Source organism: Paracidovorax valerianellae (genome assembly GCF_900102625.1).
GTDB lineage: Bacteria > Pseudomonadota > Gammaproteobacteria > Burkholderiales > Burkholderiaceae_C > Paracidovorax > Paracidovorax valerianellae.
The window spans coordinates 107,600-127,789 of sequence record NZ_FMZC01000014.1; the positions used below are offsets into that span (position 1 = coordinate 107,600).

Genomic DNA, 20,190 nt, shown 5'->3' on the forward strand with positions numbered 1-20,190 from the left:
AGGGCATGCCTTTGTATGAGATCCCAGCCGTTCCAAGGGCAACGCAGTGCATTCGCTTACAGTCGGGCCGACTTTTGATTTTCCAGCGATTGCTGCTTGCCGCCCATGCAAAGACCTCCTCGCCGCACCTTCCTGCACGCCTCCATGGCCCTGGCGGCCATCGGCCTGTTCCTGGCCGGTGCGGGCGGCGTGGCGCTCTTGAAGCAACAAGCGCCTGCGCCCTCTCCGCAGCCGGGCAGCACCAAATTGCTCCTGGCGCCGATGGTCAGCGTCATCGAGCCGTGCGTGCTCGCACCCGAAGCATTGCCGGCCGGGCTGCAGGACCTCGCCGAGCGCTGCCAGGGCCCGCAAGGGTCCGCAGCGGCGTTGGTCGAATTCACGCTGAAGACCCTGCAGCCCAGCGCGCAGCCTTCATCGAGGGAAGTCCTCGGCTACACCCTGCCGGTGCCGCTGCTTCGCCTGTTCAAGCAGGACGCGGACGGCGCCTGGCGCATCGACGATGAAAAGGTGGGGCGCCTGGTGCGCACGATGCGGGACACGCCCCGGCCCGTGATCCTCTACCTGTTCTCCACCCATTTTTCGGCGCAGGCACCGATCGAAGCCGCTCTGGCCGCGGACCCGGCCAACATGGGCCAAACGCGCGATGGCCCGCTGGGCACCGACGATTACTACGACTCCAAGGTCTTCAACTGGACCTTCGCCACCACGCGCAACACTCTGACCGAGCGGCGCGCCCAGGCGATGCAGGCCGTGCTGGACGCCACCTGCCAGCTCCCGGCGCAAGACCGCGCGAAGATCCGGGGCGTCACGCTGCTGGGGGAACTGCACCACCTGTTCCCCAACTTCCAGGCGGGCATGGGGTTCGACGGGCCCTATCGCGTGACCGACTACAGCGCAGTCTCGGTGGAGGGTTTCCGCCGCTATGTGCAAGGCCGGTTCGGCAGCATCGAAGCGTTCAACCGGGCGGTCGGTGGCGACTACGCCACGTTTGCCGAGGTCGAACCACCCTCCCGCGACATCCGGACCGAGCCCCTGCGCCGGTACACCGAGCACATCGACGCGTTCGCACAAGGCAGCCTCCCGATCTCGGGCTGGGCCCATGTGGAAGGCGCCGACCCGCAGCAGCCTGCGTGGATTCACCTCTACCGCAACGGCCAATTCGCCGGCAAGACACCGGTGCGCCTGAGCCGGCAGGATGTGCTGGCGGCCAAGCCGGAGTTCGGGGACGCCAACACCGGCTGGCGATGGGACCTGGACTTCCGGCAGCTACCGGCCGGGCTGCACCAGTTGGACATCTTCCTGGAAACCCGGCCTGGCGCCCTCGCCAACCTGGGCCGCCGCGACGTGGCCATCATGGACCGGCAGCAGAGCACGCCGCAGCGGCTGCCGCAGGCGGCCCTGCCTTCCAGCACGCCCGCAGGCCCCGCCGTGCAGGCCCACATCGACACACCCCGGGATGTGTCTTCGTATTACTACAACCCGCTGGTGCCCCTGTGGCACGCGTTCCGCGCGCAGCAGGTGGTGGACTATCTCCGGTATTTCGACGCGCAAGTGGCCCGCTCGTGCCTGGCCGACATGCCGCGCTACACGCACCAGATCGTGCCGTTCACGAACCCGGGGTGGGATGAAAACAAGTTTGCGATCCAGGCCTCGCTGCAGCCGCTGGGCGACATGCGCCTGGGCGTGAGCCTCTATGGCGAGCCGACCTACGGGCATTCGTACTTCGACTGGCTGGGCCAGAGCGGCCACCGCCGCTACGGCATCACCGAATTCCACCCCTTGAAGGCCATGGATGGCCCATCGCTGCGGCGCGTCTTCGATGCGCATGCCAAGCATGGCGCCGACTTCCTGTCGTTCTTCGCCGAGCCGCGCTGGAACGGCGCCCTGGTGCCGCGGGGACACAACATGTTCTCGTTCGACCCGGACAACGCCAAGTTCGGCTCCGACCGCCTCTACCGCGCGGTGCAGCAGGCGCTGGAGCCGGCCAAGCCTTAATACCGCTGCAAGGCCGGCCGGGCGCCCTCAGGCGAAGACGTCGGCCTGCGCCAGCGGCAGGCCTTTCATGTCCTTGGCGGACAGGCTGGGTTCGCCTTCGAAGCGCCAGTCGATCGCCAGGGCGGGGTCGTTCCAGGCGATGCAGCGCTCATGTTCGGGCGCGTAGTAATCGGTGGTCTTGTAGAGAAAGTCCGCGCTTTCGCTGAGCACCACGAAACCGTGGCCGAAGCCGGGGGGCACCCACATCTGGCGCTGGTTGTCTTCACTCAGCTCTTCGCCGACCCACTGGCCGAACGTGGGCGAGCTTTTGCGCAAGTCCACCGCCACATCGAACACGGCGCCACGCACCACGCGCACGAGCTTGCCCTGGGGCTGCCGGAGCTGGTAGTGCAGGCCGCGCAGCACGCCGCGGGCACTGCGGCTGTGGTTGTCCTGAACGAACGCATGCTGCGTTCCGGTGGCTTCATTGAACGCGCGCTGGTTGAAACTTTCGAAGAAGAAGCCGCGCGCATCGCCGAACACCTTGGGTTCGATGACGACGACGTCGGGGATGCGGGTGGGAATGACGTTCATGGATGGACCAACAGCGAAAGAAGGGGAAACAGATCGGAAAAAAACCGCACAGCTCGGCGCCAGGACAGCGCAGCGCCCGCCGGTGCCGCTAGTCGCGGGGCTCCTTGAGCAACCGCTGCAGGTACTGGCCGTAGCCGTTCTTGCTCAGCGGCTGCGCCAGCCGCGCCAGTTGCGCATCGTCGATGAAACCGTTGCGCCACGCGATTTCTTCGGGGCAGGCGATCTTCAACCCCTGCCGGTGCTCCAGCGTGGCGATGAACTGCCCGGCTTCCAGCAGGCTTTCATGCGTGCCGGTATCGAGCCAGGCATAGCCCCGCCCCATGATCTCGACATGCAGCCCGTCCTGCTCCAGGTACAGGCGGTTCAGATCGGTAATTTCGAGTTCGCCACGTGCGGACGGCTTCAGGCGCTTGGCGAGTTCCACCACCTGCGCGTCGTAGAAATACAGCCCCGTGACCGCGTAGCTGGACTTCGGGGCCTTGGGCTTTTCTTCGATGGAGAGCACCTTGCCCTGGGCATCAAACTCGGCCACGCCGTAGCGTTCGGGGTCCTGCACGTGGTAGGCGAACACGCTGGCGCCCTCCTCGCGCCGCAGGGCGCTGCGCAGCAGGTCCTCGAAATCGTGGCCATGGAAGATGTTGTCGCCCAGCACCAGCGCGCTGGGGCTGCCCGCCAGGAATTCCTCACCGATCAGAAAAGCCTGGGCCAGCCCGTCGGGACTGGGCTGCACTGCATAGCTCAGCTGGATGCCCCACTGGCTGCCATCGCCCAGCAGCTGCTCGAAGCGCGGCGTGTCCTGGGGCGTGCTGATGACGAGGATCTCGCGGATGCCCGCCAGCATCAACGTGCTGAGCGGGTAATAGATCATGGGTTTGTCGTACACCGGCAGCAACTGCTTGCTGATGGCGAGCGTGGCCGGGTGCAGGCGGGTGCCCGAACCTCCGGCGAGGATGATGCCCTTGCGTGCGGTCATGGGTGCTTTCTCTCTGGCCTGGGGCTAAAGGATTTCGGCAAGCATGCGCGACACGCCCGTCTGCCAGTGCGGCAGCACCAGCCCGAAGGTGGACTGCAACCGGCGGGTGTCGAGCCGCGAATTGTGCGGGCGCACGGCCGGCGTGGGAAAGGAACTCGTCGGCACAGCCACGACTTCGTTTGCTATTATTTTTATAGCACCACTCCCTAGTGCCGCTTGCGCCAGCACGTATTTTGCATACGCATGCCAATTGGTCTCGCCACTGGCCACCAGGTGGTACAGGCCCGCATCTTCGGGGCGTTGCTGCAGGTGGCGGATGGCGTGCGCCGTGACGTCGGCGATCAGATCGGCGCCGGTCGGGGCGCCCCACTGGTCGTCGATGACGGTCAGCCGCTCGCGCTCCTGGGCCAGGCGCAGCATCGTCTTGGCGAAGTTGCCGCCGCGTGCCGCGTAGACCCAGCTGGTGCGCAGGATGAGGTGGCGGGCGCCGCTTTCCCGGATGAGCGTTTCGCCCTCCAGCTTGGTGCTGCCGTACACGGACAGCGGCGCGGGCATGTCGCCCTCCACCCAGGGGCGGCTGCCGCTGCCGTCGAACACGTAGTCGGTGCTGTAGTGCACCAGCCAGGCGCCGATGCGCGCGGCCTCCTGGGCCAGCACGCCCGGCGTGGTGGCGTTGAGCGTGCGGGCCAATTCGGGCTCGCTCTCGGCCTTGTCCACGGCGGTGTGCGCGGCGGCGTTCACGATGACGTCGGGGCGCAGCGCCCGCACGGTCTCCACGATGCCCGCCGGATCGGCGAAGTTGCCGCAGTGTTCGGTGCTGTCGTGGTCCAGCGCGGTCACGGTGCCGAGCACCGACAGGCTGCGCTGCAGCTCCCAGCCGACCTGGCCGCCCTTGCCGAAAAGAAGAATGTTCATGCGCTGGCTGCCAAGGTGTCGGGGGCGGCCTGGTACTGCGTGCGCACCCAGTCGCGGTAGGCGCCGCTCGTCACCGCGGCGACCCATTCGGGGTTTTCGAGATACCACAGCACCGTTTTGCGGATGCCGGTCTCGAAGGTCTCGGCAGGCTTCCAGCCCAGTTCGCGCTCGATCTTGCGGGCGTCGATGGCGTAGCGCCGGTCATGGCCGGGGCGGTCCTGCACGTAGTGGATTTGCGTTGCGTAGCTCTGCCCGTCGGCGCGTGGGCGAAGCTCGTCGAGCAGCGCGCAGACGGTGCGCACGATCTCGATGTTGGGCTTTTCGTTCCAGCCGCCCACGTTGTAGGTTTCGCCCAGAGCGCCCCCCTGCAGCACGCACCGGATGGCGCTGCAGTGGTCCTTCACGTACAGCCAGTCGCGGATCTGCATGCCGTCGCCATACACGGGCAGCGGCTTGCCCGCGAGGGCGTTCACGATCATCAAAGGAATGAGCTTTTCCGGGAAGTGATAGGGCCCGTAGTTGTTGCTGCAATTGGTGGTGAGCACCGGCAGGCCGTAGGTGTGGTGCCAGGCGCGCACCAGGTGGTCGCTGGCCGCCTTGCTGGCCGAATAGGGGCTGTTGGGCTCGTAGGCGTGCGTTTCGGCGAAGGCCGGGTCGCCGGCCGACAGCGTGCCGTACACCTCGTCGGTGGACACGTGCAGGAAGCGGAACGCGGCCTTTTCGCCCTCCGGCAGCGCCTGCCAGTACTGGCGCGTGGCCTCCAGCAGGCGGAAGGTGCCGACCACGTTGGTCTGAATGAAATCTTCCGGCCCATGGATGGACCGGTCCACATGCGACTCGGCGGCGAAGTTCACGACGGCCCGGGGGCGGTGCTCGGCGAAGATCTTTTGCAGCAGCGCCGCGTCGCCGATGTCGCCCTGCACGAAGACATGGCGGCTGTCGCCCTGCGCGCTCGCCAGGTTTTGCAGATTGCCTGCATACGTGAGCTTGTCCAGATTGACCACGGGTTCGTCGCCCGAAGCCAGCCAGTCCAGAACGAAGTTGGCGCCGATAAAGCCCGCGCCGCCGGTGACGAGAATCATGGGAAAGGGGGTCGCTCGAGGCGCCGCAGTGGCAAAGCTGCGGATTATCCCATCGCACGCCCAGGCCCCGTAACCAGCTGCAGCCGCCCATACGGCGTTGGGATGCGGTTTAGTGGCGGCTCACTACACAGCGCGGGCGGGCGCACGTAAAGTCAGGCCGATGCCGCCGGAACCCGCGCGGCGCCGTTGAAGCCCCCTGAAGGAACCGCCCATGCCCCGATCTTCCAAGAACCCCGACGCCCCGGACGACACCGATTCCACCGCCAGCGACTCGTACCGCAACAAGGCGCGCGACTCCGCACAGCAGATCTGGCTGGCGGGCCTGGGCGCCTTCGCGAAAGCGCAGCAGGAAGGCGGCAAGGTGTTCGAAGCGCTGGTCAAGGAAGGCGCGGCCATGCAGCGCAAGACCCAGTCCACGGCGCAGGAACGCTTGTCCGAGGCGGCCGAGCGCATGACCAGCGCGGCCAGCGAGTTCGGCACGCGCGCGGCCGGCCAGTGGGACAAGCTGGAGACGATCTTCGAAGACCGCGTCGCCAAGGCGCTGGCCCGGCTGGGCGTGCCCACCGCCCGCGAGGTGCAGGCGCTGCACGAGCGCATCGACGCCCTCACCCAGGCGCTGGAGGCCGCCACCAACGCGCAGGCCGCGCCGCCGCGCCCTGCCGCCAAGCGCGGCGCGGCCAAGCCCGCCACCGGCCGTGCCACCGCGGCCCGCAAGACCGCCGCCGCGCGCCCCCGCGCCGGAAAGCCGCCGGCCGACTGACGCCGCTCCGGCTTGGCCAGCCTGCGGGCTGGCCAACGCGCCATCCGGCACGCCATCCCAAAGGGCTGCCTATCCCTTGCATGATGCACTGCAACACCGTGCGGGCGGGCCACCTCGGTTAGAGTGGTTGAAAGAGACAACCACCCACGCCTGGGAGGCCGCCGATATGGTGAAAAAAGCGCCGCGCCGCACTGCCGAGCGCATTCTGGAGTCCACGCTGGAGCTGTTCAACCGCTTCGGCGAGCCCAACGTGTCGACCACGGCGATTTCCGCCGAACTGGGCATCAGCCCCGGCAACCTGTACTACCACTATCCGGCCAAGGACGAGCTGGTCAACGTGCTGTTCTCCCGCTACGAAGCAGCGCTGAACGAGCTGCTGGACGCGGCCGAGAGCGTGCGCGACGTGGAGGACGCCTGGTTCTTCCTGCACACGCTGTTCGAGCTGATCTGGCAGTACCGCTTCCTGTACCGCGACCTGAACGATCTGCTGTCCCGAAACCGTCGGCTCGAAACCCACTTCCAGACCCTGCTCACGCGCAAGACCCACGCCTTGCGCGCCGTGCTGAGCGGCATGGAGCGTTCGGGCGCCCTACGCCTGGGCGCCCGCGATGCCGGCTCCATGGCGACCAGCATGGTCGTGGTGCTGACGTACTGGCTCAGCTTCGAATACGTGAGCAACCCGCGGCAAGCGCTGGAGCCCGAAAGCGCGCAAAGTGCGCTGCTGCGGGGCGCGCACCACGTGCTGGACCTGCTCATGCCCTACCTGGAGGAAAGCCAGCGCGATCACCTGCAGGCCTTGAGCGGCGCCTACACCGCCCAGGCCGTGGCCGCCTGACCGATGCCGCCCGATCCATCACCGAGGAGCCACGCCGTGAAGCCCTGGACGCCCTTCCCGACCTCCGACGCCTTTCCCTTCACGGCCGCTTCGGTGCGCAGCCAATGGAGCCGCCTGCATGCGGGCGATGCCGAACCCTGTCCGGACGATGGCCCCGTGATGGATGCCTGGGTGCTCTTTCACCGCGGCGCCTTCGAAGAGGCGGCGCATGCCGGGCTGGCCGCGGGCGGCGCAGGCATCACGGTGGCCAACAAGGCCACCATCGTCTACGCGAACTACCTGGAGCCGCACGAAGACCGCCGCCTGGCGCTGCTGACCGAAGCGGCCGAGCGGGCCGCTGAACAGATGCGCGCGGAGCCGGCCAATCCCAACGCCTGGTTCTGGCATGCCTACGCGATCGGCCGCTACAGCCAGGGCATCAGCGTGGCCAAGGCCATGGCGCAGGGCCTGGGCAGCCGCGTGCGCAAGTCGCTCGAACAGGCCATCGTGCTATCGCCCGGCCATGCCGATGCGCGGCTGGCGCTGGCGGTGTTCCATGCCGAGATCATCGACAAGGTCGGCGAAATGGTGGGCAGCATGACCTATGGCGCGCGCAAGGCCAGCAGCCTGCGGCTTTTCGAGGAAGCCTTCGCCATCCACCCGGAGTCGGTGATCGGCAAGATCGAGTATGCGAACGCACTGCTCATCCTGGAGGGCGACCAGCGCATGGACGATGCCACGCGCCTGTATGAAGAGGCGGCCGCCACCCAGCCGGCCGATGCGCTGGAGCAACTCGGCGTGGAGCTGGCCCAGATCGAACTCGCCGAAGGCTGACTGCGGGCGAACGGCCGGCGAGCCGACTAACGGCGCTCGCGGTCGGGAATGCTTTCGGTGAACCGCTGCGCGGCGATGGCCAGCAGGCCGTCGAAGATGAGGTTTTCGACCAGATCGAACGGCCGGGTCATGCTGGGGGCCATCTTCCAGCCCGCGCCGCCCGTCATCATGCAGGCCGGCGGCTCGCCGCAGTGCTGCGTGACGTGCTGCACCATGCGCTCCACCGCGCCAGCGATGGCATAGGTGCCTCCGCTCGTGAGCGCATCGCTCGTGTTGGTGGGAAAGAGCCGCACTTCGCCCGTGGGCACATGCAGGCCCGCGGTGCCGGTTTCCAGGGCCCGCAGCATGATCCCGTGGCCGGGCAGGATCAGCCCGCCCAGGAATCGGCCCTCCGCATCGATGGCCTCGACCGTCACGGCGGTGCCGACCATCACCACGATCAGCGGGCGTGCCGGGCCTTGTTCGAGAAGCCGGTGGCGGGCGCCGATCATGGCCACCCAGCGGTCCGAGCCCAGCCGGGTGGGATGGTCGTAGCCGTTGACCAGCCCCGCTTCCTGCGCGGACGACACCACCCACAGCGGCAGCACGTCCCACAGTTCCATCTGCTCCATCACGCGGCGGCGCACGGCATCGCCGGCGACCACGCAGCCCAGCATGCGCTCGGGCACGGGCAGCCCGGCCCACGAGCTTTCCGCCAGCCGTTCGATGTTGTCCAGAAATTCAGCGCCGTGGGCGAGCACAGCGGCGCCCGGCTGGGGAGCGTCGTACATCGCCCATTTCAAGCGCGTGTTGCCGACGTCGATGGCCAGAAAAGTCATGCGGGATTATCACGAGTTTTACAAACCGCACTTTCTTGCAGGAGACACCTGCGCGGCAGGGCGCCAGCCCGGCGCATACGGGGCGCCGGCCAGAGCGATGGGCCGCGCGCAAAGCCCTTCGGGCGGCTGTCCGACAGGCGCTCTGCCGTTGGAGGGACTACAGTGGCCGGTCCGATCCACAGACCATTCAAGGAGCCAGCACATGGGACTTTTCAGCTTCATCAAGGAAGCCGGTGAAAAACTGTTCGGCGGCAAGGATGCCCAGGCAGCCACCACCGCAGCGCCGACGCAGGACGAACTGAACGCCAAGGCGGGCAAGGCCATCGAGACCTACATCGCGTCGCAGAACCTCGGCGTGGGCAACGTCCAGGTGGCGTTCGCCGGCCCCGAGGGCAAGGTCACCGTGAAGGGCGAAGCGCCCACGCAGGCCGCCAAGGAAAAGGTCACCCTGTGCTGCGGCAACGTCGCCAGCGTGACCAGCGTCGACAACCAGATGACCGTCACCAACCCTGAGCCCGAAGCCCAGTACCACGACGTGGTGCGCGGCGACACCCTCTCGGCCATTGCCAAGAAGTTCTACGGCGACGCCAACAAGTACCCCAAGATCTTCGAAGCCAACCAGCCCATGCTGACGCACCCCGACAAGATCTACCCCGGCCAGAAGCTGCGCATTCCCGCGCTCTGACCCTCGGCGCCATCAATCGCCTTCCCGAACGGGCCCGCAAGGGCCCGTTTTTCATGGCGGCATGTTGACAGATGGGTGCCCGTCAGTGGCCAGCCCAGGCGCTCAGCCCTGGCGCCAAGGCAGGCCGCGCAGGCGCCAGCCGCCCTTCAGGTTGCGGTGGCCGTTCTCGTCGGCGTCGCCTTCGAAGCCTTCCAGGATGTTGTACGCCTTGAGCCCCAGCTCCGTGGCCCGCCGCGCGGCCGCCACCGAGCGCACGCCGCTGCGGCACAGCAGCACGGCCTGGCGGCCCGGGGGCACGGCGGCGAGGATCGCAGCGTCGTACTGCAGGTTGGGCACCATGCCAGGCCAGTGCTTCCAGGGCACGGCGACGGCGCCGGGCACGAAGCCGACCCAGTCGCGCTCGGCGTCGGTGCGCACATCCACCAGCACGGCCTGGCCCGACTGCACCCATTGCCAAGCCAGCTCTGGCGACACGTCGCCCGCATAGCCTTCGGCCGGCTGCGGACCCTCCGGAACCGAGGAGGAAGCGGAGGAAGAGGAAGAAGCGTTGGAAGTCATGCGCGGCATTTTGTCAGCACCCGCAGTGGGGCCGTACGGGTTTTCAAGCACTGCCGTCAGGGGCTTGCCGCGGCGTCAATCCCAGGGCGGCGCGGGCTCGTCGCGCAGGCGCCCGCGCAGGTCGGCGTAGTCGGGCACGACGGTGCGCACGGTGTCCCAAAAGCGGGGGCTGTGGTCCATCACACGCAGGTGCGACAGCTCATGGGCCACCACGTAATCGATGATGGCCGGGCGGTAGTGCAGCAGCCGCCAGTTCAAGCGGATGGAACCGTCCGCGCGGGCGCTGCCCCAGCGGGTCTGGGCACTGGACAGGCGCAGGCTTTTCCAGCGCACGCCCAGGAGCGGCGCGAAATGGTCGAGCCGCGCGATGAAGCGCTGGCGGGCATCGCGCATGAGCCAGGCCTGCACGGCATCCCGCACCTGGGCGGGCGAGGCGGTGTGCGCCAGGCCGATGTGCAACTGGCGCTGGCCCTCCGGCCCTTCGACCAGCGCGCCGCCCGTGCCGCGAAAGCCGTGCGTCGGGTCCAGCACCACCGTGAGCGGCTCGCCCAGGTAGGGCAGCACGGCACCGTCGCCCCAGGCGATGCGCGAGCCTTCCACGCGCTGCTGGCGGGCCTGGGCTTCGCCGAGCTTGCGCAGAATCCACGCGGACTTTTCCTGCAGCGCCGCGTCCACCGCCGCCAGCGTCACCCAGCCCGGCGCGCGCACCGAGAGCCCATCCGCCCCCACCGTGAAGCCGATGGTTCGCCGCCGGGCGCGCTGCAGCGCATAAGCCACCAGGGCATCGCCCAGCAGCACTTCGCGGCTGGCGCGGGGGTGGCGAAAGATCGCAGGTGACAGCAGCGTGCCCAAAGGGGCGGCGGGAGCCGGTGGCGATGGCGATGCGGAGGGAGAAGCCGCGGGCTTGGCGGGTGCTGGCGGCGCCACGACCGGTCCGCGCTTTTGACCGTCTTTTGCTACTGATTTAATAGCATCTCCGGCAATGAAATCGCCGGTACCCGCCTGTTTTTGCTTGGAACCGCTCTGCCGAGGCTCAGGCGCAGGCTGCGGCGGATCGGCCGGGGCCGGGCCGCCGAAGAGATCGAGCGCCAGCTGCACCAGCCGCTGCATCACCGCCTCGTCGGATACGCCTCGGGGTCGAGGCGCTGCATTTCGTTTTCGATCCAGGCCTCGACCTCGCGCATCAACTCGTCGGGCTTGCGGCCTTCGGTCGGGATGGGGCGGCCGATGGACACGTCCACGGTGCCCGGCCGCTTGATGAAGGCCTTGCGCGGCCACACCTTGGCCGAGGTGACGGCGATGGGCACCACCGGCACGCCGGCCTCGATGGCCAGGCGCGTGCCGCCGCTCTTGTATTGGCCCTTGCGCCCACGCTCTACGCGCGTGCCTTCGGGAAACATGATTACCCACGTGCCTTTGGACAGCAGCGCGCGGCCCTGCTGCAGCACCTTCACGAAGGCGCGGGCGCGCTGGCCGCGGTCGATGTGGATCATGTCCAGGCTGCCGATGGACCAGCCGAAGAACGGCACGTACAGCAGCTCTTTCTTGAACACGTAGGCCAGGGGGCGCGGCATGATCGCCGGCATCAGGAAGGTCTCGTAGGTGGACTGGTGCTTGACCAGCAGCACCACGCCCTGCCCGGGATCGGTGGGCAGGTGCTCCATGCCCGTGATGCGCGTGCGGATGCCCATGATGACGCGCGCCGCGTCGGTGCTGAGCTTGAGCCAGGCGCGCGCGATGCGGTAGCGCGTGCGGCTGTTGGCGCCGAACAGGCGCACCAGCAGGATGAGCAGCGTGTAGGGCACCACGGTGACGCCCATCCAGAGCAGATGGAGAATGGAACGGATCAGGGCCATGGCAATCGGGGAAAAGAGTGTTTTCGGGCTCCAGCGCTACGTGGACGTGCGCTGGCAGCTATTCATTCAATAGCATCAGACGGCAAGGTTCAAGCCCGGTGCCGCGGCGGCGGTGGCGGACTGCCCGGCCACATGGTCGGCGAAGTCCGCCAGGCTGGCATGCACCTGCGTGCCTTCGGGCCACGGCGCAGGCAGTGCTTCGCCAGGGGCCACCGGCACCGGCTGGCCCGTGCACACGAGGTGCAGGCGCGCACCGATGGCGGCGCCGGCCTGCAGGTGCTCGATGCAATTGCCGGCCACCAGCACTTCGTCGCCTTCCATGCCGTAGCGGTCGCGGATCTGTTCCATCAGCCCCGGCGCCGGCTTGCGGCAGGCGCACTGGTCGTCGGGCGCGTGCGGGCAGTAAAACACCGCGTCGATGCGCCCGCCCACCGCGGCCAGTTGCCGGTGCAGCTTGGCATGGATGGCATTGAGCGCCAGCACGTCGAACAATCCACGCCCCAGCCCGGGCTGGTTGGTGGCGACGACCACGTGCCAGCCGGCATGGTTGAGCCGCGCCACGGCCTCCAGCGCGCCGGGCAGCGGGGTCCACTCTTCGGGCGAGGCGATGAAGCTCTCGCCCAGGGGGTTGAGCGTGCCGTCGCGGTCGAGGATGGCGATTTTCATGGGGAGGGAGCGCCTGTTGGAAGTCTGCGCCAGCCTACCAGAGCCACCGGCCGACCTCAGGCCGCCAGGCGCGACAGGTCGGCCACGCGGTTCATGGCCTGGTGCAGGCGCTTGAGCAGGCCCTGGCGGTTCAGGCGCAGGTCCAGCGCTTCGGCGTTGACCATCACGTCGTCGAAGAACGCGTCCACGGGCGCACGCAGCACGGCCAGCGTCTGCAGGCTGCCGGTGTAGTCGCCCGCGTCGAACTGCGCATCGGCCTCGGGCACGAAGCGCTGCAGTGCGGCGTACAGGTTCTTCTCCGCCTCTTCGTGCAGCAGGCCGGGGTTGACGTGCGGGTCCACGGGGCCGGCCACTTCGGCCTTCTTGAGGATGTTGCCCACGCGCTTGTTGGCGGCGGCCAGGGCCGGGCTTTCAGGCAGCGCGGCAAAGGCTCGCACGGCGGCCAATTGCTTTTGAACCAGCGACAGGCGCTGCGGGCGCAGGGCGATGACGGCATCGACCTCTTGTGCGCTGTAGCCTTGCTCGCGCAGGCTGCCGGCGAGGCGGTCGTACATGAAGTCGGCCAGGGGCACGGAGGCGTCTTCGATCTTGCTGCCGAAGGCTGGCACTGCGCTGCGCACGAGGGTTTCCAGGTCCAGCGGCAGTTCGCGCTCGACCAGCATGCGGATCACGCCCAGCGCGTGGCGGCGCAGCGCGAACGGGTCGCGGTCGCCGGTGGGCAGGTTGCCGATGCCGAACATGCCGACCAGCGTTTCCAGCTTGTCGGCCATGGCCACGATGACGCCGACGTTCTCGCGCGGCAGGTCGTCGCCCGCGAAGCGGGGCTTGTAGTGGTCTTCGATGGCATGGGCCACCTCATGCGCCAGGCCGTCGTTGGCGGCGTAGTAGCCGCCCATGACGCCCTGCAGCTCGGGGAATTCGCCCACCATGTCGGTGACCAGATCGGCCTTGGACAGCAGCGCGGCCGTGTCCACGCACGACAGCAGGTAGTCGCGGGCGATCTCGCCCTCGGCCGAATCCAGGTCGGTGTTGTGCTCGCCGATGCCGGCGAACAGTTGCTCCGCAATGGCTTTGGCGATGGCGCGCACGCGCTCCACGCGCTCGCCCTGCGTGCCCAGCTTGTTGTGATAGACCACCTTGGACAGGCCTTCGACGCGCGACAGCAGCGTCTTCTTGCGGTCCTGGTCGAAGAAGAACTTGGCATCGGCCAAGCGGGGGCGCACCACGCGCTCATTGCCCTGCACCACCGCGCTGGCGTCGGCCGGCGTGATGTTGCTCACCACCAAAAACTGGTGCGAGAGCCGGCCATCGGCCTGCAGCAGCGGGAAATACTTCTGGTTGGCCTTCATCGTGAGAATCAGGCACTCCTGCGGCACGCCGAGAAACTCCTTCTCGAACTCGCAGATCAGCACGTTGGGACGCTCGACCAGCGCGGTCACTTCGTCGAGTAGCGCATCGTCTTCGATCGGGCGCACACCGCCGCCCACACGCGCGGCTGCCGCCTGCAACTGGCGCACGATCTCGGCACGGCGTTCGGCGAAGCTGGCGATCACGGCGCCCTGCTCGGCCAGTTGCTGCGCGTAGCTGTCGGCGCTGGTGACGACGACCGGGTCCACCGCGGCTTCGAAGCGGTGGCCGTGCGTGATGTTGCCCGCGGTCAGGCCCAGGGCCTTCACCGACAGCAGCACCTCGGTGCCGTGCAGGGCCACCAGGCCGTGCGCGGGGCGCACGAAGCTCACGCTGGTCCAGCCGGGCTGCTCGCAGCCGGAGGCCAGTTGGTAGCGCATCACCTTCGGGATGGGCAGCTTGGCGATGGATTCGTGCAGGGCCTTTTGCAGGCCTTCGGACAGCGTGGCGCCGCGCACGGTGCTGTCGTGGAACAGCACTTCGGCCTTGCCGTCCGGCACGCGGCGCAGCGTGGCCACGGCGGAGGCGTCGGCCCCCAGCGCGGCCAGTTTCTTCAGCAGTGCGGGCGTGGCGTTGCCGGCGGCATCCAGCCCCACGGCGACAGGCATGAGCTTTTGCGACACGGCCTTGTCGGCGGCCTGCGGCGCGACTTCGGTGATGTGCGCGGCCAGGCGGCGCGGCGAGGCATAGGCCGTCAGGCGGGCGCCCGGCGCGGCCAGGCCCTGGGCCTGGAGCTGCTCGAACAGCACGCCGGCAAAGGCGTCGCCCAGCTTTTGCAGGGCCTTCGGGGGCAGTTCTTCGACGAACAGTTCAACGAGAAGATTCGGATGGGTCATGGTGGTCTGTGTTCCTGCTGCGCGTGCGTGCCTCAGGCCGCCTTCTTCTGCTGTTGTTGCTGCTCGGCCTTGGCCAGGTCGGCCAGCACCTCGGCGGCCCATTCCTTGGGCGCCATCGGAAAGCCCAGCCGTGCGCGGCTGTCCAGGTAGCTCTTGGCCACGGCACGGGCCAGGTTGCGGATGCGGCCGATGTACGCCGCGCGCTCGGTCACGCTGATGGCGCCGCGCGCATCCAGCAGGTTGAAGCTGTGCGCGGCCTTGAGCACCTGCTCGTAGGCCGGCAGGGCGAGCTGCTGCTCCATCAGGTGCTGGGCCTGCTTTTCATGCGCGTTAAAAGCGGTGAAGAGAAAGTCGGCGTCGGAATGCTCAAAGTTGTAGGTGGACTGCTCCACCTCGTTCTGCTTGTAGACGTCGCCGTAGCTCAGGCCATCGGTCCAGGTCAGGTTGTAAACGTTGTCCACGCCCTGCAGGTACATGGCCAGACGCTCCAGGCCGTAGGTGATCTCGCCGGTGGCGGGCTTGCAGTCGATGCCGCCGACCTGCTGGAAGTACGTGAACTGCGTCACTTCCATGCCGTTCAGCCACACCTCCCAGCCCAGGCCCCAGGCGCCGAGCGTGGGGTTCTCCCAGTCGTCTTCCACGAAGCGGATGTCGTTTTTCTTCAGGTCGAACCCCAGCGCTTCGAGCGATCCCAGGTACAGCTCCAGAATGTTGGCCGGCGCCGGCTTCAAGACGACCTGGAACTGGTAGTAGTGCTGCAGGCGGTTGGGGTTCTCGCCGTAGCGACCATCCTTGGGGCGGCGGCTGGGCTGCACGTAGGCGGCCTTCCAGGGCTCGGGCCCCAGCGCCCGCAGGAAGGTGGCGGTGTGCGAGGTGCCGGCGCCCACTTCCATGTCGTAGGGCTGGAGCAGTGCGCAGCCCTGTTCAGCCCAGTACGACTGCAGCTTCAGGATGATTTGCTGGAAGGTCAACATGCGTGTGTCTGGCATGGCGGGGCCATGCGGTTGGTAGAGGGGGTTTGCACGCAGGGGCGCGCAAAACGTTCGATTTTACGAGCCATGCCCGGCATGCCGGCCAAGGGCGGTGCGAAGCCGCTGCCCACGGGCCGAGGGCCGCGCCGTTTCGGCCCAGCGCCACCGCAGTGCCTTTTAATAAAAATAGCTGCCAGCGCTTATTGGACAAGCGCTGGCAGCTATCATTTTTGATGCGATGGCGCTCTTGGGAGCGCATCGCGCGTCGATCACTCGGACCAGCGGCGCAGCACCAGGCTGGCGTTGGTGCCGCCGAAGCCGAAGCTGTTGGACAGCACGGTGGTCAGTTCGGCATCGCGAGAGGTGCGCACGATGGGCATGCCCTCGGCGGCCGGGTCCAGGTTCTCGATGTGGGCCGAGCCCGCGATGAACCCGCCCTGCAGCATGTACAGGCAGTAGATGGCTTCCTGCACGCCCGTCGCGCCCTGCGAGTGGCCGGTGAGCGACTTGGTGGACGAGAACGGTGGCACCGCGTCGCCGAACACTTCGCGCAGCGCGCGGAGCTCGGGCAGGTCGCCCACCGGGGTGGAGGTGCCGTGCGTGTTCACGTAATCGATGGTGCCGCCGCCGGCTTCCGCGATGGCTTGGCGCATGCAGGCGATGGCGCCGTCGCCCGAGGGGGCGACCATGTCCTCGCCGTCGGACGACAGTCCGAAGCCGACGATTTCACCCAGGATGGTGGCGCCGCGGGCCTGGGCATGCTCCAGGCTTTCCAGCACCAGCGCACCGCCGCCGCCGGCGATCACGAAGCCGTCGCGGTCCGCGTCGTAGGGGCGCGAGGCCGACTCGGGCGTGTCGTTGAACTTGGCCGACATGGCGCCCATGCCGTCGAACAGCGTGGCCAGGCCCCAGGAGAGCTCTTCACCGCCGCCCGCGAACATGACGTCCTGCAGACCGAAAGCGATCTGCTGGGCCGCCACGCCCACGCAGTGCGCGGACGTACTGCAGGCCGAGGTGATGGAGAAATTGATGCCCTTGATGGCGAACGCCGTGGACAGGTTGGCCGACACGGTCGAGCCCATGCAGCGCGTGACCTGGTAGGGCCCCACGCGGCGGATGCCCTTGGAGCGCAGCGTGTCCGCCGCTTCGATCTGGTTGGCCGGCGAGCCGCCGCCCGAACCCATGATCAGCCCGGTGCGCGGGTGCGACACCTGCGCGGGCGCCAGGCCCGACTGGGCGATGGCGTCCTTGAGCGACAGGTAGGCATAGGCCGCCGCATCGCCCATGAAACGGCGCTGCTTGCGGTCGATGAGGGCGTCCAGATCGATCTGGGGAGCGCCGGCCACCTGGCTGCGCAGGCCCATTTCGGCGAACTCGGGCATCGCGCGGATGCCGGATTTGCTCTCACGCAGCGACGTGGTCACTGCCTGCTGGTCATTGCCGATGCACGAGACGATGCCCGCACCCGTGATGACGACGCGCTTCTTCATGGTCATGCCGTGGCTCCCGCTGCGGGCGATCCGTCCTTCCCGTCTTCACGCTTGAAGAGGCCCACGCGCAGGTCGTTGGCCGCGTAGATTTCCTGGCCGTCGGCCAGGAGGCGAGCATCGCCGATGGCCATGACCAGCTTGCGCTTGATCACGCGCTTGATGTCGATTTCGTAGGTGACCAGCTTCACGTTCGGGCCGACTTCGCCGGTGAACTTGACTTCGCCCGCGCCCAGGGCGCGGCCCCGGCCCGGCAGTTGCAGCCAGGTGAGGTAAAAGCCGATGAGCTGCCACATGGCGTCGAGCCCCAGGCAGCCCGGCATGACCGGATCGCCCTGGAAGTGGCAGTCGAAAAACCAGAGGTCGGGGCGCACGTCGAGTTCGGCCCGGATTTTCCCCAGCCCGTGTGCCCCACCATCGCTGTCGATGTGCGTGATGCGGTCAAACATCAGCATGGGCGGCAGCGGCAGTCGTCCGCTGTCAGGGGTGAACAGCTTGCCTTCGCCAGAGGCGATCAGTTGTTCATAGGAAAAGGAATCAGCCATTGTCAGTCGTGCTCCAGATCGGCGGTGCGCCCGCCGGATTTTGATTGCGCGCCATCGGGGGGTTTCCGATGGCGGGGCATCCATTATCAAGGCACACGGCGGGCCGACTGTGACACAGGGCCAAGGGTGATTCCCTAATTCCGTGAAAGCGGACCGCGCTTGAGGGCGTCAGCCCAGGCCGCACGGGGGTGCGGCCGGGGGATCAGTACTGCCAGAAAATGCGCTGCAGATCCTTGCTGGTCTGGGGCTTGGTGAGGGCCACGGCTGCCAGGATGCGGGCCTTTTGCGGGTTCAGGTCATGGGCGACTACCCAGTCGTACTTGTCGTCGGGCTGTTCGGCGTTGCGCAGCACGAAACCGTCGGAAATGCGCGACGAACGGATGATCTGCACGCCCTGGCCGCGCAGTTCCTGCAGTGCAGGCACCACCCGGTCGGCCACCGAGCCGTTGCCCGTGCCGGCATGGATCAGCGCCTTGATGCCCGTGCGGCCCACGGCGTCCACCGTGGCGCGGGGCACGTTGCCGTAGCCGTAGACGATTTCCACGGGTGCCAGCGTCTCGATTTCGTCGATGTTGAACTCCGACTGCGCGGTGTGGCGCTTGACGGGGGCGCGGAACCAGTAGTTCGTGCCTTCCACCACCATGCCCAGCGGGCCCCACTGGCTGCGGAACGCCTGCGTCTTGATGTTGACGCCCTTGACCACGTCGCGGCCGCTCTGGATTTCGTCGCTCATGGTCACCAGGACGCCCTTGCCGGCGGAGTCCTTGCTGGCCGCCACCGAGACGGCGCTCAGCAGGTTCAGCGCGCCGTCGGCCGACAGCGATGTGCCGGGGCGCATGGAGCCCACGACCACGATGGGCTTGTCGGTGCGGACCACCAGGTTCAGGAAGTACGCCGTTTCCTCCAGCGTGTCGGTGCCGTGCGTGATGACGATGCCGTCCACGTCGGCCTGCTTGGCCAGGGCCGACACGCGCTTGCCCAGCTTGAGCAGTTGCTCATTGGTGAAGCTTTCCGAGGCGATCTGGAAGACCTGCTCGCCCTTCACGTTGGCCACGTTCGCCAGTTCGGGCAGGCCCGCGATGAGCTTGTCGACCGGCACCTTGGCGGCGGCGTAGGAAGCGCTGTTGGTCGCCGAGGCGCCCGCACCGGCGATCGTGCCGCCCGTGGCCAGGACCACGACGTTGGGCTTGGCGGCAGGCTGCGCAGCGGGCTGCGCCGAGGCCACGACGGACCAGGCTGCGAAGGCGGCGCCGGCCAGCAGGCGCTTCAGTTTCAAGGGGGAAAGCATGTGAGTCTCCGTAATCCGTTATCAATGAACTTCTTGTGCCCGCGGTATCTTTCCGCGGGTGCCGTATGGTAGGAAGCGCCACTGCGGGCAGTGGGGAATAATCGCCCCCAGGGTGTGACTTCCGGTCATATCCTCGTTTTCCCTCCCCCTCTCGATGAATCTCCGCCAACTCGAAGTCTTTCAGGCCGTCATGCAGACCGGCAACATGAGCGCGGCTGCCCGGTTGATCAACATCACCCCGTCGGCCGTGAGCAAGACCATCGCGCATGCGGAGCTGCAGCTGGGCTACGCGCTGTTCAGCCGGGCGCGCGGGGCGCTGGTGCCCACGCCCGAGGCCCAGGCGCTGTTCACCGCCTCCAGCCAGATCCACAGCCAGCTGGACGAGTTGCGCCGCACCGCGCACAACCTGCGCCAACCCGAAGGCGGGCTGGTGCGGCTGGCGGCGATTCCGGCCGTCACGCACGAATTCCTGCCCGCGGTGCTGGAGCATCACACCCGCCAGTCACCCCGCGTGCGCGTGGAGGTGCGCACGCTGCACCAGGACCAGATGGCGCAGGCGCTACTGACCCGGTCGGTCGACTTCGCACTGGGTTTTTACGACCACCCGCATCCGCAACTGCAAAGCAGCATTCTGGTGAGCGGGCCGCTCTACATCGCGGTGTCGCGGGACATCTGGCTGCGGGCGGTGCGGGTGAACCGGTCGGACCCGATCACCTTTCTGGCCAACACGCCCATGATCCAACTGCTGGGCGACGACCCGATGCGCCAGCCCATGGCCGAACTGGCGCAGCGCCTGGGCGTGCACACCGAGCTGGGTATCCAGATGCAGACCTCGCAACTGGCGCTGGCGCTGGTCAAGCGTGGCATGGGGTGGACGGTGATCGACTTTCTGACCGCGCGCAACCTCGACCCTTCGGCCATCACCGCGGTGCCGCTGCGCGACCTGCCGCCCATCGCGCTGCATGCCTACCATGCGGCCAACCGGCCTCCGGACCGCCACGCGGCGAGCATGCTGGCCCTGCTGTCGGGCCTGCTCATCCAGACGATGACGCGGGCGCCGTTCGAGGCGGTGGCGCTTTGAACGCGGCGAAGGGCGTCGCCGGCCGCAACGAACGCGGCGTTGGCAG

The 20,190-nt window shown here is 67.7% G+C and carries 20 protein-coding genes; 6 read left to right on the forward strand and 14 right to left on the reverse strand.

Annotated elements, in window-relative coordinates; genetic code table 11:
* The first annotated feature begins 105 nt into the window (after window positions 1-105).
* Window positions 106-1,995, forward strand: coding sequence for a hypothetical protein (locus tag BLT03_RS19040; RefSeq protein ID WP_245711460.1), 1,890 nt, complete (start codon window positions 106-108; stop codon window positions 1,993-1,995).
* A gap of 27 nt (window positions 1,996-2,022) precedes the next feature.
* Here the strand turns inward: BLT03_RS19040 and rfbC are convergent, their stop codons facing one another.
* From rfbC to rfbB, 4 genes are all read right to left on the reverse strand, one after another.
* Window positions 2,023-2,568 (reverse strand): dTDP-4-dehydrorhamnose 3,5-epimerase, encoded by a 546-nt coding sequence (rfbC, locus tag BLT03_RS19045; protein ID WP_092745337.1) that lies wholly within the window; start codon window positions 2,566-2,568, stop codon window positions 2,023-2,025.
* 88 nt (window positions 2,569-2,656) lie between these two features.
* Window positions 2,657-3,541, reverse strand: coding sequence for a glucose-1-phosphate thymidylyltransferase RfbA (gene rfbA / locus BLT03_RS19050; RefSeq protein WP_092745338.1), 885 nt, complete (start codon window positions 3,539-3,541; stop codon window positions 2,657-2,659).
* Between the two features lie 24 nt (window positions 3,542-3,565).
* Window positions 3,566-4,456, reverse strand: a complete 891-nt coding sequence (rfbD, locus tag BLT03_RS19055; RefSeq protein WP_092745339.1) for a dTDP-4-dehydrorhamnose reductase — start codon at window positions 4,454-4,456, stop codon at window positions 3,566-3,568.
* A complete protein-coding gene (rfbB, locus tag BLT03_RS19060) occupies window positions 4,453-5,538 on the reverse strand; it encodes a dTDP-glucose 4,6-dehydratase (RefSeq protein WP_092745340.1) in 1,086 nt (361 codons plus the stop codon). Before rfbB ends, rfbD begins: the two co-directional genes overlap by 4 nt.
* Window positions 5,539-5,749: 211 nt before the next feature.
* Here rfbB and BLT03_RS19065 point away from each other — a divergent pair, with 211 nt between their 5' ends.
* The 3 genes from BLT03_RS19065 (at window position 5,750) to BLT03_RS19075 (ending at window position 7,946) form a co-directional block, all read left to right on the forward strand.
* Window positions 5,750-6,298: a phasin family protein gene (locus BLT03_RS19065; protein WP_092745341.1), complete on the forward strand. Its 549-nt coding sequence runs from the start codon at window positions 5,750-5,752 to the stop codon at window positions 6,296-6,298.
* Between the two features lie 166 nt (window positions 6,299-6,464).
* Window positions 6,465-7,133 (forward strand): TetR/AcrR family transcriptional regulator, encoded by a 669-nt coding sequence (locus BLT03_RS19070; protein WP_092745342.1) that lies wholly within the window; start codon window positions 6,465-6,467, stop codon window positions 7,131-7,133.
* A gap of 36 nt (window positions 7,134-7,169) precedes the next feature.
* A complete protein-coding gene (locus tag BLT03_RS19075) occupies window positions 7,170-7,946 on the forward strand; it encodes a tetratricopeptide repeat protein (RefSeq protein WP_092745343.1) in 777 nt (258 codons plus the stop codon).
* A gap of 26 nt (window positions 7,947-7,972) precedes the next feature.
* Here BLT03_RS19075 and BLT03_RS19080 read toward each other — a convergent pair whose 3' ends face one another.
* Window positions 7,973-8,764, reverse strand: a complete 792-nt coding sequence (locus BLT03_RS19080) for a type III pantothenate kinase (RefSeq protein ID WP_092745344.1) — start codon at window positions 8,762-8,764, stop codon at window positions 7,973-7,975.
* Between the two features lie 202 nt (window positions 8,765-8,966).
* On the opposite strand from BLT03_RS19080, the gene lysM reads away from it, so the two are divergent.
* The gene (gene lysM / locus BLT03_RS19085) at window positions 8,967-9,449 is read left to right on the forward strand and encodes a peptidoglycan-binding protein LysM (protein ID WP_092745345.1); all 483 of its coding nucleotides are present in this window, start codon (window positions 8,967-8,969) and stop codon (window positions 9,447-9,449) included.
* Between the two features lie 102 nt (window positions 9,450-9,551).
* Here the strand turns inward: lysM and BLT03_RS19090 are convergent, their stop codons facing one another.
* The 9 genes from BLT03_RS19090 to BLT03_RS19130 form a co-directional block, all read right to left on the reverse strand.
* Window positions 9,552-10,007: a rhodanese-like domain-containing protein gene (locus BLT03_RS19090; protein WP_245711461.1), complete on the reverse strand. Its 456-nt coding sequence runs from the start codon at window positions 10,005-10,007 to the stop codon at window positions 9,552-9,554.
* 75 nt (window positions 10,008-10,082) lie between these two features.
* Window positions 10,083-11,117: a M48 family metallopeptidase gene (locus BLT03_RS19095; RefSeq protein WP_245711462.1), complete on the reverse strand. Its 1,035-nt coding sequence runs from the start codon at window positions 11,115-11,117 to the stop codon at window positions 10,083-10,085.
* A complete protein-coding gene (locus BLT03_RS19100; protein WP_092745347.1) occupies window positions 11,117-11,863 on the reverse strand; it encodes a lysophospholipid acyltransferase family protein in 747 nt (248 codons plus the stop codon). Before BLT03_RS19100 ends, BLT03_RS19095 begins: the two co-directional genes overlap by 1 nt.
* A gap of 75 nt (window positions 11,864-11,938) precedes the next feature.
* Window positions 11,939-12,529 (reverse strand): D-glycero-beta-D-manno-heptose 1,7-bisphosphate 7-phosphatase, encoded by a 591-nt coding sequence (gene gmhB / locus BLT03_RS19105; RefSeq protein WP_092745348.1) that lies wholly within the window; start codon window positions 12,527-12,529, stop codon window positions 11,939-11,941.
* 56 nt (window positions 12,530-12,585) lie between these two features.
* Window positions 12,586-14,772, reverse strand: a complete 2,187-nt coding sequence (glyS, locus tag BLT03_RS19110) for a glycine--tRNA ligase subunit beta (protein WP_092745349.1) — start codon at window positions 14,770-14,772, stop codon at window positions 12,586-12,588.
* A gap of 32 nt (window positions 14,773-14,804) precedes the next feature.
* Window positions 14,805-15,746, reverse strand: a complete 942-nt coding sequence (glyQ, locus tag BLT03_RS19115) for a glycine--tRNA ligase subunit alpha (protein WP_092745350.1) — start codon at window positions 15,744-15,746, stop codon at window positions 14,805-14,807.
* A 266-nt stretch (window positions 15,747-16,012) separates the two neighbouring features.
* Complete coding sequence (gene fabB / locus BLT03_RS19120; protein ID WP_092745351.1) at window positions 16,013-17,239, reverse strand: beta-ketoacyl-ACP synthase I; 1,227 nt, start codon at window positions 17,237-17,239, stop codon at window positions 16,013-16,015.
* Window positions 17,236-17,775 (reverse strand): 3-hydroxyacyl-[acyl-carrier-protein] dehydratase FabA, encoded by a 540-nt coding sequence (fabA, locus tag BLT03_RS19125; protein ID WP_092745352.1) that lies wholly within the window; start codon window positions 17,773-17,775, stop codon window positions 17,236-17,238. Before fabA ends, fabB begins: the two co-directional genes overlap by 4 nt.
* 202 nt (window positions 17,776-17,977) lie before the next feature.
* On the reverse strand, window positions 17,978-19,063 hold the full coding sequence (locus tag BLT03_RS19130; RefSeq protein WP_092745353.1) for a type II asparaginase: 1,086 nt from the start codon (window positions 19,061-19,063) through the stop codon (window positions 17,978-17,980).
* Between the two features lie 154 nt (window positions 19,064-19,217).
* Between BLT03_RS19130 and BLT03_RS19135 the strand changes: the two genes are divergently transcribed.
* A complete protein-coding gene (locus tag BLT03_RS19135) occupies window positions 19,218-20,144 on the forward strand; it encodes a LysR family transcriptional regulator (RefSeq protein WP_092745354.1) in 927 nt (308 codons plus the stop codon).
* Window positions 20,145-20,190 lie beyond the last annotated feature (46 nt).